General features: G+C 38.3%; 12 protein-coding genes and 1 pseudogene. 4 read left to right on the forward strand and 9 right to left on the reverse strand.

Annotated elements, in window-relative coordinates:
• Positions 1–279, reverse strand: a 279-nt coding sequence (hpf, locus tag VIK44_RS08980; protein ID WP_331553547.1) for a ribosome hibernation-promoting factor, HPF/YfiA family, incomplete at its 3' end; no start/stop codon positions are given.
• A 500-nt stretch (positions 280–779) separates the two neighbouring features.
• On the opposite strand from hpf, the gene cls reads away from it, so the two are divergent.
• Positions 780–2,243, forward strand: coding sequence for a cardiolipin synthase (cls, locus tag VIK44_RS08985; RefSeq protein ID WP_331553548.1), 1,464 nt, complete (start codon positions 780–782; stop codon positions 2,241–2,243).
• 116 nt (positions 2,244–2,359) lie between these two features.
• On the opposite strand, the gene VIK44_RS08990 is transcribed toward cls, so the two are convergent.
• The 5 genes from VIK44_RS08990 to cdaA form a co-directional block, all read right to left on the reverse strand.
• Complete coding sequence (locus VIK44_RS08990; protein ID WP_331553549.1) at positions 2,360–3,604, reverse strand: DUF1015 domain-containing protein; 1,245 nt, start codon at positions 3,602–3,604, stop codon at positions 2,360–2,362.
• Positions 3,605–3,682: 78 nt separating this feature from the next.
• Positions 3,683–4,852, reverse strand: a complete 1,170-nt coding sequence (locus VIK44_RS08995) for a phosphoglycerate dehydrogenase (RefSeq protein ID WP_331553551.1) — start codon at positions 4,850–4,852, stop codon at positions 3,683–3,685.
• A 29-nt stretch (positions 4,853–4,881) separates the two neighbouring features.
• A complete protein-coding gene (gene serC / locus VIK44_RS09000) occupies positions 4,882–5,970 on the reverse strand; it encodes a 3-phosphoserine/phosphohydroxythreonine transaminase (RefSeq protein ID WP_331553552.1) in 1,089 nt (362 codons plus the stop codon).
• Positions 5,971–6,098: 128 nt separating this feature from the next.
• Entirely contained in the window at positions 6,099–7,310 is a 1,212-nt protein-coding gene (locus VIK44_RS09005) for a CdaR family protein (protein WP_331553553.1), read from the reverse strand.
• Positions 7,311–8,141, reverse strand: coding sequence for a diadenylate cyclase CdaA (gene cdaA / locus VIK44_RS09010; RefSeq protein ID WP_331553554.1), 831 nt, complete (start codon positions 8,139–8,141; stop codon positions 7,311–7,313).
• 196 nt (positions 8,142–8,337) lie between these two features.
• On the opposite strand from cdaA, the gene VIK44_RS09015 reads away from it, so the two are divergent.
• From VIK44_RS09015 to VIK44_RS09025, 3 genes are all read left to right on the forward strand, one after another.
• The gene (locus VIK44_RS09015; protein ID WP_331553556.1) at positions 8,338–8,763 is read left to right on the forward strand and encodes a CBS domain-containing protein; all 426 of its coding nucleotides are present in this window, start codon (positions 8,338–8,340) and stop codon (positions 8,761–8,763) included.
• Between the two features lie 214 nt (positions 8,764–8,977).
• Positions 8,978–9,823: a putative ABC transporter permease gene (locus VIK44_RS09020; RefSeq protein WP_331553557.1), complete on the forward strand. Its 846-nt coding sequence runs from the start codon at positions 8,978–8,980 to the stop codon at positions 9,821–9,823.
• 71 nt (positions 9,824–9,894) lie between these two features.
• Positions 9,895–10,764: an Mbeg1-like protein gene (locus VIK44_RS09025; protein ID WP_331553558.1), complete on the forward strand. Its 870-nt coding sequence runs from the start codon at positions 9,895–9,897 to the stop codon at positions 10,762–10,764.
• A gap of 20 nt (positions 10,765–10,784) precedes the next feature.
• Here VIK44_RS09025 and VIK44_RS09030 read toward each other — a convergent pair whose 3' ends face one another.
• The 3 genes and pseudogenes from VIK44_RS09030 to VIK44_RS09040 form a co-directional block, all read right to left on the reverse strand.
• Entirely contained in the window at positions 10,785–11,969 is a 1,185-nt protein-coding gene (locus tag VIK44_RS09030) for an AI-2E family transporter (protein ID WP_331553559.1), read from the reverse strand.
• 187 nt (positions 11,970–12,156) lie between these two features.
• Positions 12,157–12,501, reverse strand: a complete 345-nt coding sequence (locus VIK44_RS09035; RefSeq protein WP_331553560.1) for a hypothetical protein — start codon at positions 12,499–12,501, stop codon at positions 12,157–12,159.
• Between the two features lie 153 nt (positions 12,502–12,654).
• A pseudogene (locus tag VIK44_RS09040) lies at positions 12,655–13,401 on the reverse strand (translational GTPase TypA); the annotation flags it as partial.

A 13,401-nucleotide genomic window follows, 5' to 3' on the forward strand; every position in this document is an offset into this window, starting at 1 on the left:
TTGTAGTTTCGTTTTGTGTTTTCTAAGCTGTCCTTCAAGTTTATTTACAACATCTTCAATGGATGACACCATATCCTCAGACTTTTCTTCAGCCCTGAGAATCGTTTTTCCCACAGGAATTGTTACCTCTAACATTTGATAATTTTTTTCCTTACTGAATGTAGCGTAAATTTCTGTCTCCTGACCAAAGTAGCGATCAAATTTAGAAAACTTCTTTTTAAGTGTTTCTTTCAAACCTTCTGATACATGCATGTTTTTTCCGTAAATTGTGAATTTCATAACGACAACTCCTTTCAAAAGGTTAAGTTTACTCGTTTACAGAATATAGAGTCTACGAGCTATATCTATATTATACCTAATTTAGTCCCCTTTAGTCAAAATTATTTTGTCAAATTGTTGTCACGAAAAAGCAACCAAAAAGATTTCTCTCATAATCTTGATAAAAAGGGTGTTTTGCCTCAGTTGACCTGGTCTTTTCCCCCACACTCGCCAGCAGGAAGTTTAGCTCAGTGTTCGCATCACAACTCCTTCTCTCGGCTTTCGCCGGCCGGACTTACTTCTAAGACGCACAATGATCAGCAATTCGCTTTTGAATTGCCTTACGTGGATCGTTTTGCCTGCATCTGGCATCGATTTTCAACCACAAACCTGAGACAACCTCTATTATAAGTTTAGTCCTGTAAAAATGTCAAGATAAATCCGATTGTCTGACTAAACACTGTTCAACCATTCAAAATAATATGCTATAATAAGAATAATAAATTTATGGAGGTTCATCAATGTTCTTGGGTTTATTAGCAACATTCTCGTCTTTTATCTTTATTTTTAATCTTTCCCTGAGTATTACTATTATTTTTTTGGAACGTAAAAGCCCTCAAAGCACTTATGCCTGGCTGCTTTTTTTATGGATGATTCCCATTTTAGGATTTTTATTTTACCTGTTTTTTTCCCAAAACCTTACTAAACGAAAAATATTTAAATATAACACCCTTGAAAATGTTCGCTACAGTTTATTGCTTCGGCAGCAAAGGCGATCCTTATCCCAGATCATAACCATCGACCCTAACAGTCCTCTGGAAAAATACCGTCATTCCATTGAATTTCACTTGAATGTAAGCCAGGCCATGTACACAAACAACAATTTGGTCAATATTTACACAGATGGCAAAGCTAAATTTGATGCTCTTTTTGACGCTATGGAGTCTGCCACTTCATCTATTCATGTGGAATACTATATCATAAAATACGATTCACTGGCACTGCGAATGATGGATATTCTTACCCGAAAGGCCCTGGACGGCGTTGAAGTCCGTCTTCTCTTTGATGCCATGGGCGGTCGCTACCTCCCGAAGGCAGTTCTTGAACGTCTTGAGTCAGCCGGTGGACAAATCGGTAAATTCTTCCCATCAAAAATAAAAATGATTAATCTTCGCGTCAATTATCGTAATCACCGAAAAATTGTTGTCATCGATGGGACCACTGGTTTTGTGGGAGGCTTTAATGTGGGAAATGAATACCTGGGCCGTAACCCTAAAATGGGCTATTGGCGTGACACGCACCTGAAAATCCAGGGTTCCTCTGCTCACGAGCTCCAATTGCGTTTTCTTTTGGACTGGCGGGCAAGCTCGAGTGAAAATTTAACTATTGACGGAGACTCTCAGACTAAGTATTTCCCAGCCATTCCCCAGCGGTCAGGAGCCGGGATCCAAATTGTTTCCAGCGGTCCTGACCGAAAAAATCAGCAAATCAAACAAGGGCTTTTGCGAATGATTAATAATGCTGAAAGCTATATCCTTATCCAATCACCTTATTTTGTACCTGATGAAAGTATTCTTGAAGCCTTAAAAATCGCCTTGTTATCAGGCATTGATGTTCGCCTTATGATTCCAAATAAACCAGATCATGTCTTTATTCATTGGGCCACCCTGGCCTATGTCGGCGAACTCATTGAATATGGCGCAAAAGTCTATATTTATGAAAATGGTTTCCTGCACGCTAAGACAATCGTTGTTGACGATGCTGTATGTTCCGTGGGTTCCTGTAATTTCGACATTCGCAGCTTTAGCCTTAATTTTGAAACAAATGCTTTTATTTATGATTCTTCAATTTCCAGGTCGTTAAAGAATGTTTTTGTTGAAGATATGAAGCACTGTACCTATTACAATAAGGAAGTTTATTCTCAAAGAGGCCACATTGTAAAAATAAAGGAGTCCATCTCCCGATTATTTTCGCCTCTGCTTTAATTCCAATACATCCGCTTTTTTCCATCAATATTCCTCTTCATTTTTCCTCAACACAACCGTTTTTCAAAAAACTAAAAATCCCTGTACCATTGTTGGTACAGGGATTTTTATAACTATTAAGAAAGATTGTGAATAAATAGTCCACTTCTTAATTTTGGTTCAAACCATGTTGATTTCGGTGGCATGAGTAAATCTGCATCCGCAATGTTCATCAGCTCTTCAATGGAGGTTGGATACATGGCAAAGGCCAGTGCCATATCGTCATCTGCGCGACGTTCCAGTTCTTTTAACCCGCGAATACCGCCAACAAAGTCAATGCGACTGTCAGTACGAATATCACCAATTCCTAAAATTGGAATAAGCACATTGTCCTGGAGAATGGCCACATCCAAGGAATTTACGAGATCAGATGGATCATAAACTCCGACTTTTACCTTAAGCAGGTACCATTTTCCATCTACGTAAAGGCCAAAACTTCCTTTATGAGGGGGTTTCGCTGCTTCTGAGCCACGTTCTTCAATATCAAATTTTTCAGATAATTTGTCTAAAAATTCTTTCACACTTAAACCATTCAGATCTTTAACGACACGGTTGTAGTCCATGATATGAAGCTGTTCATCTGGGAATAATACGGAAAGGAAATAATTAAATTCTTCTTTCCCGGTATAATTAGGATTTTCTTCCCGTCGCATAAGACCAACCTTAACAGCCGAAGCTGAACGGTGGTGTCCATCGGCAATGTAGAGATTTTTCACGCTTCCGAATTTTTCAACTAAACCACCAACCACCGTTTCATCATCAATTACCCAGGCACGATGGGTAATCCCATCCTCAGATATAAAATCGTAAACAGGGGTATGGTCTCCTCTCCAGGTATCCAGGATGGCATTAATACCGTCCTGTCCGCGATAAGTCAGGAAAATAGGGCCGGTATTGGCATTACAGGCATCCACGTGCTTAATTCGATCTTCTTCTTTATCGGCACGGGTGAGTTCATGTTTTTTTATGGTATTATCCAGATATTCATCGATAGCGGTACAAACCACTAAACCGACCTGGCTTCTGCCATCCATCACTAATTCATAAATATACAGGCAATCCCGAATATCCTGGGTTAATGCTTTACGGTGGAAAAGCATTTCCAGATTTTTTCCGGCAGTTTCATAAACGATGGGATCATTTGCTTTGATCTGATCATCCAGAGTTATCTCCGGGCGATCCACTCGTAAAAAGGAATCGAGATTTCCAAGAGCTGCTGCAGTGGCTTCTGCTCGATTATATACATCATAGGGAAGCGCTGCTACAGCTGCAGCCTTTTCAGGAAAGGGCCGAACAGCTTTAAAAGGTTTGATTGTTGCCATTTTTTCCTCCATTTTTAAATAAGAAGCGGTCTTCATGGATAATTAATATCCGAAGCCACTTCTTATTTATTGTTTTTTCTATTTAATAATGCGAACTCGGGTAACACCTTCAATGTTCTTTAACGCTTTTTTCACTTCTTCACCAACATTACTATCAACATCTATCATGGTATAAGCCCATGGTTTACGATTTTTGTTGGTCATGATTGAAATATTAATATCATTATCTGCCAGGACTTTTGTTATCTGTCCCAACATATTTGGAATATTTGCATGATTGACGGTAATACGGTTAATGCTTTCACATACGCCCATATCACAGTCAGGATAATTAACAGAATGAATAATATTTCCATTCTCCAAGAATTCTTTTAAAGAATAAATGACCATATCAGCACAATTTTCTTCACTTTCTGGTGTGGATGCTCCCAGATGAGGAATACTAATAACATTCTTCATTTTAAGAAGACGTTCATTTGGAAAATCAGCAACATAGGCAGCCACTTTATTTTCTTCAATTGCCTCTTCTAGCGCATCATAGTTTACAAGTCCACCTCGTGCGAAGTTCAGGAGTCTGAGGCCTTCCTTTGTTTCCCTTAACAGATCAGCATTAACATAATTTTTGGTTTCATCCATAAAGGGAATATGAAGTGAAATATAATCGCAATTTTTAAAAATTTCTTCTTTGCTAACGGCGCGTTTCACTTTTCGGCTCAAGCCCCAGGCATGATCAATGGAAATGAAAGGATCAAAACCATAAACCTTCATGCCGAAATCCACTGCCATATTTGCTACCAGCACGCCAATGGCACCTAAACCGATGACACCCATTTTTTTGCCATAAAGCTCTGGTCCACCAAAAGCACTCTTACCTTTTTCAACGAGGGCTGGCACATCTTCACCTTTGTCTGCCAGGGTTTTTGCCCACGCTACGCCGTCAATAACCTTACGTGAAGAAATGAGCATTCCTGCAATGACTAGTTCCTTTACGGCATTAGCATTGGCTCCAGGAGAATTACAAACAACAATTCCTTGTTGTGAACATTTGTCCAATGGAATATTATTGACTCCGGCTCCGGCACGACCAATAAATTTAACACTGGCTGGAATATCCATATCATGCATTTTATAACTTCTTAGTAAAATAGCATCAGGATTTTCTGGTTGATCCAGAACGGTATAGTTCTCGCCTAATAGCTTTAGACCTTTTTTAGATATATTATTGAGAGTTTGTACTTTATAATTCAAGGTTTTCTTTCCTTTCAAATGGAAAATGTCTAAGCATTTTCACTTTCAAATTTCTTCATGAAATCAATCAGGGCTTCAACACCTGCCATTGGCATAGCATTGTAAATACTGGCTCGCATGCCACCAACACTTCGATGACCCTTTAAGTTTTCCATTCCATTTTTTTTGCTTTCTTTAACAAAGAGTGCATCCAATTCATCTGAACCCGTAATAAAGGTAACATTCATTAATGAACGATCTTCCGGAACAACGGTACCTTTGTAAAGCTTGCTGCTATCAATATAATTATAAAGCACTTCAGCTTTTTCTTTATTGGCTTTTTCCATACCGGCAACGCCACCGTTGGCCTTAACCCATTCATAAACAAGCTTGCAAACATAAATGCTGAAGCATGGCGGTGTATTATAGCTTGAATCGTTATCAGCATGAATTTTATAGTTAAGCATGGTTGGTGTGAAATCTTTGGCATGACCCAATAAATCTTTACGAATAATCACAACTGTTACACCAGCAGGCCCCATGTTCTTTTGGGCACCGGCATAAATCAAACCAAATTTTGATACATCGTATACTTCGGATAATATATTTGAAGACATATCCCCTACTAAGGGCACATTGCCGGTTTCTGGTAAATTTTCTGGTTTAAAGCGTGTTCCGAAAATGGTATTATTAACACAGATATGAAAAAAATCAGCATCCGGTGTGAAATCCTTAGGATCTACCTTCGGAATATAGGAAAAGGTTTTATCCTCAGAGGAAGCGATAATCTTTGCTTCTCCATAACGAGCTGACTCCTGATAAGCCTTTTTTGCCCAGCTCCCGGTAATCATAAAATCACATTTATTACTCTTAGCTAAAAGATTTAGTGGAACCATTGAAAATTGGGTAGAAGCCCCACCCTGTAAAAATAATATTTCGTAATTATCAGGTACGTTCATCAGCTCTTTTAAAAGGCTTTTTGCCTCATGAAGTATATCGATAAAATAGGATGAACGATGACTCATCTCCATTACTGACATTCCTGAATCACCATATGATACCATTTCATCAGCGGCTTTTTGTAATACCTCAATAGGCATGGCAGACGGTCCTGCTGCAAAATTATACACTCTTTTCACGTTTAATTTCCTCCTTAAAATAATGTTTAGGTATGACGTGTAATTCTAAAAAAAATTACTTCCTCTATTATATGTTAAATTATTAACGAATGCAAGATCCTGAGTAAAATTCAAGTAAATTTTGATCATCACACAATCGTGACCGTTGTTTTGCCTGGAGTAACAGACTTTACCAATGATTGCGCTAAATTAGTCTGGATTGGCAGTTCATACTCACCGGGTCCCAGATTGGCACAATCAACAAAGGCCTCTGTTTGGGCAAGGTTCAGAGTATTCAAGACACTGCTTGCCCCTTCTAATTTTAATAACACTTTGGAATCTTTCATTTTCGACACAACTAAACCAGCTCCCAGATTTTTAACACTTATTTTGTCCACAGCAAAGCTTCTTTCAACAGTGTTTTCGATGTTAACGGTAACTTTCACCTTATCATTACCATCAAGGAAATAACATCCTTCCGGCGGGGTCAGGTTAACATCTTTTGTAAATGTTTTAGCTTGCCCTGATACGTCAATAGGGTTCATGGTAATGGATTGAATCTGATCAACCAATGCTTGTTTTGCTCCAATCGTTACGCTTGCAGGCGCCACTGAAACATTTGCTACAACATAACCATCCGCCGGATTGCCTGCGGTTGTAGGAATCACCCCAACGGTTTTTGTGTTACCGAGGATGATCTCTGCTTTAATCACGCTGGGTAAAAATTCAACATCATTAATCCGATTGCCTGAAGCATCAAAGGCCATTACCTGCAAATGTTGGATAGTATCTGTCTCTAAGTCACTGACATTGGCGGTTGCTGTTGTTTTTGCAATTCTGGCAATTGATTCTTCTGGTCCCTGAACCTCAACTGTTTCTAAGGATTTTGCAGAAATCACTACCGCATCATTTGCCGGTTGACCTTCTACCACAACACCAACATCCATGTCTTCTTTAATAATATTATCCACAACGATCTGTAAGGTTGTCGGATTCATGCTATCAATAATGACTGAATTGGATAATCCCTTCACTACTATTTCAAGATCATGGGTTCCTTTCGTGTTGATATCACCTAAATTAACCTCTGCTGTAATTTCTTTAGGATTAATTTTTCTGAGGTTTTTGTCGGTTCCTTTTACCCGAAGATTCAGATAATAACTTTTATCTTCGGCTAAAACTAAATTTTTTGCAGCCAACCCTTCTGCTTTCGTTATAGTAATGGGAATGCTGTTGAAATCCTGGCTTATTATCAGATCTGAATTCCCATTCACCATGAACCAAAGCAAAACTGCAATGCTCAGGGCAATAAATATGCGTAGGACCTTTTCACGCATCGGTACTTTCTTTTTTGTTTCCATCTAATTTCTCCACAACTTATAAAACCAGGTATTATGTTTACCATCATCTTTTACAGTGAAGTTTTGCAGAATCACCTGTTTAAGCACCTCTGGATTCACATCCTGGAACAAGATTTTATTCGAGGCATATGAAACCTGACCTGTTTCCTCAGACACTATAATAACAATGGCATCGCATTTTTCTGTCATTCCCAACCCGGCCCGATGACGGGTTCCTAATTCACTTCCAAGATCCCGGTTTTCTGATAGTGGCAATAAACAACCGGCTGCCCGGATTCGCCTGGACCAAAAATTGAGAATCACAGCACCATCATGTAGTGGACGGTTAGGTGTAAAAATATTTACCAGCAATTCACTGCTAATATCTGCATCTAATTCAATGCCGGTTTTCACAATATTTTTGAGTCCGGTATTCTTCTCGAGCACAATAAGCGCTCCAACCTCTTCCTTTGCTAAGCTGCCAACTGCATTAATGACCTTCGCCACATCCTTTTCCAAATAATCCATGGAAGGCTTTTTTAACAGGTCCTTAAAAAATTGATTGTTACCCAACTGTTCCAGAGCTGATCGAAACTCCGGTTGGAACACAACAACAATAAAGATAAAGGCCCATGTGGAAACACTTGTAATCATTAAATTCAATGTCGTAAAACCTAACCACGCACTGAGGGGCGCAAGGAATATTAACAGAATTAAGCCCTTAAAAACCTGTTCTGCCTGGGTTCCCCGTATCCATAATAATACACGGTAGACAATAAAAGTAATAATAAGAACCTCAACGACACTTCCAATGGTCATTCTCGATTGTATATATAGTAATAACTCTTCCATTTGCAGTCCTCTTTTTTAGATTCCTTTCTATTATACACCAAATAAGCCTTACAGTGAAATGGTAAATGGATTTTTCATCATAATTACAGTCCTCATTAAGAAAAATCTTTAAGGGAGTCTTACGCATACCATGCTAAAATTATAATAGAGTGAACACTTTTCTAAATCTTTAATGAAGAATAAGGAGCCCTTTTTAATGAAAAATCATTTATTCCATTTATTACCTAAAAGTGATACAGTCTTTCTAGCCAATACCGATTCTTATCGCCAGGCTTACAATATGTTTATTCTTACAAACTATGCAGCTCTTCCTGTAATTAATAAAAAGGGGCAATATATTGGTACCATATGTGAAGGTGACCTTTTAAGAGTCTTATCTCTAAGCCTGTCTCATCCTGAAATTAATTTGGATTCTTTTGAAGTTAAGGACATTGAATTTAAAACAAAAGTTCAGGTTGCAAAAGTTAATGAAAGCTTTGAGCATTTGGTTGAACTTGCTGTGACCCAGAACTTTATTCCTTTAGTTGATGATCTAGGGGTCTTTATTGGAATTTTAAGGCGCCAGGAGTTAATTAAGGAACTCATTAGTTTTTTGTCAGTAAAGGTTGCCGAACGAAAGTAACCCGTTGCAAAAGAGGCGAAAGCTTCTTTTGTTATGATCAATTCAATTTCTTTAATCTTTCTAAAGCTGTTGATAAGCTTTTTTTGTAAACTTCATTTGTGACACATTTTTTTTCATAAGAAAATCATATAAGCGATCATTTACCTATGCGATCCTGAAATATTATGATAGAATAATTCATAACTTTAAACTTGGACCTGGAAAGGAATTATTTATGTATTACAATTTTAGCCTTCTTTTTACTTATTTTTTACTTTATGCAATCATCGGTTGGACCTGTGAGGTTGCCTATTGTTCAATTCCTGAAAAGAAATTTGTTAATCGTGGTTTTTTAAATGGGCCCTATTGTCCCATTTATGGTGTTGGTGCCATTATTATCGTGATTTTTTTAGGCCCCTACGTTCATAATCCTGTGGAAGTTTTTTTAATTGGACTGATTACCACCAGTGTACTGGAATACATTACCAGTTGGGGAATGGAAAAAACATTCCACGCCAAATGGTGGGACTACTCCAAAGCTAAGTTTAATATTAACGGACGGGTCTGTTTGAAAAACTCCATTCTCTTTGGAGTGATGTCTCTGGTACTGATGTATTTTTTACATCCTTTTCTTCAGGGTTTAATCGCAGACATTTCACAATTTTTTTTGGTAATCTTAGCTACCATTGCCGCTGTATTATTTACAGCTGATGTTGTTGAGTCTACCCGTGAAACCTTGGACTTCAATAAAAAACTGGGAACTGTTTACGAAGCGACTACCGAACTTAAAAACATTCTAAAAGAAAAAGGCATTAACACCGCTCATGACCTCAAAGTAAAAGTCAAGGATTTGAAAAGCGAAACACTTTCGGGTGCCAATGAAAAGCTATCGGATGCCAAAGATTCTGCCCACAATGTATTAGCGAATCTCACCAGTCGAATCCTTGAAAATAAAAAGTTTAATCGTTACACCCATCGACGGATCCTCAATGCATTTCCACATATGACCCATCGTAAACACCCTGATTCTTTGGAAGTTTACAAAGTCTTATTAGAGAAATATAAAAAACAAACACCATGATGATTCTTCACGCTACCCGAGCGAATAATAAACTCCTCTTTTAAAAAGAAATACCCACGGAGGGTTGAATTATGTTATATCACAGTGAGCTCAATTTAATAAGCCAACTTGCCGCCTTGGATCTTCCAATCGATCCTACCGCACTCTCAGAGTATACCCTAGGCGAAATGGTGGATGCTCTTTTAGAAAAAGTTGATACCTTGCGAGGTGATGCTGCCATGTCATCAAAGGAGTGGTTAGCATCATTGGGCCTTATGAAAGAGAACCCACATCTTACCCCATTAAAAGTTCTTGCCTACACCAATCAACCGGAAAATGGCCTAGTGGCCTACTGTTTTTCGGATCTGACCCCGGATAGCGGCATCGTTGCCTTTCGTGGCACCACTGGGATTGGCTGGATTGATAATATTAAGGGCGGTTTTGTGTGTGATACGCCTCAGCAACTTAAGGCCTTAGAATTTTACCATTTGGTTGATACAACCTTTCATTTTGGCCATTACACCATAACGGGTCATTCCAAGGGCGGTAATAATGGTCAATATATTACCATTGTGGATGGGGAAAAGATATCCAATTGTATTACTTTCAACAGTCAGGGATTTTCTTCTGAATTTATTCGAAAGTACTGTCTCCAAATCAAAGAAAATAAAAAAAAGATCGTCGCCTATGAAGCTGCCTGGGATGTGGTGAATATTCTGCTGAATAGCATTGCCGGTAAACGTGTGGTTGTGGGCTCTGAATCCAGACTCCCTCAGAATAACCATCCTCCCAATCGACTATTAGATGAAAGCGGGGATATCCGAAATCCGGATCAACGACATCCTTTCTATGTGGGATTCCAAGGGCTTACTATGAGTCTCAGCTTAATGGCCTCTAAAGCAAAACAGCAACTGGATAAGAATAGAAAAGATAAAAATAATTCCGGAAATAAAAAGCCATAAAAAAACTAAGGGGTATCCCCTTAGTTTTTTTCCAGGCTTAGTTTATTCTGAATTCGTGCATCGGTGATCTGACGAAACACAGCGTAAAAAACTGCGAATGTTGGAATTCCTAAAATAATTCCTAAAAACCCGAAGAGGCTTCCACCAATAAGCATGCCGATGAGAACCCAAAGGCCAGAGAGGCCAACTGAACTTCCCACCACCCTGGGGTAAATGAAATTATTATCGATTTGTTGCAGGACAATGATAATAATTATGAATGCTAAACAGTACCAGGGATTGACCACCAAGAGAATAAATGCACTGGGAACTGCCCCTAAAAATGCTCCAAGCACAGGGATGGTACTGGTCATTCCTATTAAAACCCCAATAAGCAAAGCATAGGGAATCTGGAAAATGGCCAATGCTATGGTAACCATCGTTCCTAAAATCAGGGCCTCTGTCAATTGTCCGGCAATGAAACCATGAAATACACGATTAGCCGTTCCGCTGACATCTTCTATGAAATCTGCCCGATCCCTGGGTATGTAGGCAAGCATGAGCTTATCCTTTAATGCCAGGAGTTTTTCTTTGTCAGCTAATAAATAGATGGATATAACAATTCCCAGGAAGCTGTTAAAAAAACCAATCGTTACGGTTTTGGTGGCGTCAAATATCTGTGGCGCTGAATTAATAGCAGAATTAATCAATTGCTCCTTCAATACATTCCACTGTGCAACAATTTGATTCCATATTGTATCCGGCAAATTGAAAAAGGTAAGCACATCATCCACGAAACCATTAAATGAAACAATATATTCTGGAAGTTTTTCAATAAAGGTATTGACACTGGTGCTTAACTGCGGAATGATAAAGGTCATAATAGCAGCAACAGCCCCAAGAATAAAAAGAAAGGTAAATGCAATCGACAAAGCTCGTTTGGTCTTTGCCATGTTTTTTCTTTTTTTAGTCTTGATCTTATCCAGGAATTTGAATATATGTTTTTCCAAAAAACTCATTGGAATATTAATGACAAAGGCAATTCCTAATCCAATAAGGATCGGCTTAATAATGGTGATGAAAACACCTAAAAAACCGAAAAGGTCTTTAATATTTAAAAGTGTAATAAAAAGAATAACACCAAAGGCTATTAACAGAATATAACTTTTGAATGTTTTTTCACTTATTCCTCGATCTCGATCTCTTTGTTTATTGTAAATCTCCACTCATGCACCACCTTTCTATGATCATAGCATTATACCATGGGTGAATTAATATAACTTAAAATTATTCTCTACAAAGCTTTGTCTCCTAATATAACCGAAAATGCATTTTTTCCAGAATAAAGCGTCGCTTTTTTATATCAAAGCGGCGCTTTATTTTTCTGTGAATTCTCATTTATTTTCGTAAATCTTATAGTGGCTTGATTATAGTTATCTCACCGATGAAAGGTAGGGGTTTAGCTTCAAGCTGTACAACATTGATAATTCCAATAATTGCAAGTGCTAATATTCCCAGTGAACCAACAACGGATACTAATGAACCAATGGGCCCTATGATCCAACTTAGTATATTGGAAACTATCCCCACCGCAATTGACGTCAAAAACAACACCAGACCTTGATTTGCATGGAACCTCGCAAATTTATTGTCATTTGCTGCAAATAATGGAATTAGAAACAAAATGGAAATATACGCAAAAATAGAAATTACTTTTCCATCCTCTGCCTCTTGTTTGTCAACATCGATTGTATTCATTTTGAATACCTCCCTTTCTTATATTACCTGTATAATATCATATTCACCGTGATTTGGTCAATTAGAAATCCACACATCCTCAGAATTTAAGCACAATTATCGAAAATACCTCAATAAAAAAACACCTTACGGTGTCTTTTTTATTGTTATAATTTATCGACCGTATCTTTTGCGATCCAATTCTGATAATAGTTTCTTTCTGATGCGAATATCGGTTGGTGTTAATTCCACCAATTCATCATCATTGATAAATTCTAACGCTTGTTCCAAGGTCAATACTTTTGGCTCAACCAATTTTAAAGCCTCGTCCGTACCGGAAGAACGAACGTTGGTCATTTTCTTATTTTTAGTCGGGTTAACTGTCATATCATCCGCCCGATTATTAATTCCAATAACCATGCCTTCGTAGACTCTGGTTCCCGCTCCGACCATCATTTCACCACGATCACTTAAATTAAACAGTGAATAAGCCATGGTTTCTCCATTAAATTGGGAAATAAGCACGCCATTTTGACGTTGTGGAATATCACCCTTATGGTCTTCAAATGCTGCGAAACGGCGAACTAAGGTTCCTTCACCATGGGTATCATTAATGAATTCACTTTGATAACCCAGTAAACCACGGGTTGGAACTAAAAATTCCAGTCGGGACCAACCTTCATCACTGTACATTCCCTCCATACGTCCTTTTCGGACATTTAGTTTGGAAATGACAGTCCCTGCATATTTTTCAGGTACTGTTATAATGACACTTTCAATCGGCTCTAGAAGTTTTCCCTTTTCGTCACGGTGCATAATTACTTCCGGTTTGGAAACAGCAACTTCATAACCTTCACGTCGCATGTTTTCCAAAAGAATTGACAAATGAAGTTCTCCACGTCCTGAAACCTTAAAGCCATC

It is taken from the genome of Acetobacterium sp. (assembly GCF_036508315.1).
In the GTDB taxonomy this organism is placed as follows: domain Bacteria; phylum Bacillota; class Clostridia; order Eubacteriales; family Eubacteriaceae; genus Acetobacterium.

Coding starts and splice junctions, on each gene's coding strand:
- cls (WP_331553548.1), top strand. CDS start 780: ATGTTCTTGGGTTTATTAGCAACATTCTCGTCTTTTATCTTTATTTTT.
- VIK44_RS08990 (WP_331553549.1), bottom strand. CDS start 3,604: ATGGCAACAATCAAACCTTTTAAAGCTGTTCGGCCCTTTCCTGAAAAG.
- VIK44_RS09005 (WP_331553553.1), bottom strand. CDS start 7,310: ATGGAAACAAAAAAGAAAGTACCGATGCGTGAAAAGGTCCTACGCATA.
- cdaA (WP_331553554.1), bottom strand. CDS start 8,141: ATGGAAGAGTTATTACTATATATACAATCGAGAATGACCATTGGAAGT.
- VIK44_RS09015 (WP_331553556.1), top strand. CDS start 8,338: ATGAAAAATCATTTATTCCATTTATTACCTAAAAGTGATACAGTCTTT.
- VIK44_RS09020 (WP_331553557.1), top strand. CDS start 8,978: ATGTATTACAATTTTAGCCTTCTTTTTACTTATTTTTTACTTTATGCA.
- VIK44_RS09025 (WP_331553558.1), top strand. CDS start 9,895: ATGTTATATCACAGTGAGCTCAATTTAATAAGCCAACTTGCCGCCTTG.
- VIK44_RS09035 (WP_331553560.1), bottom strand. CDS start 12,501: ATGAATACAATCGATGTTGACAAACAAGAGGCAGAGGATGGAAAAGTA.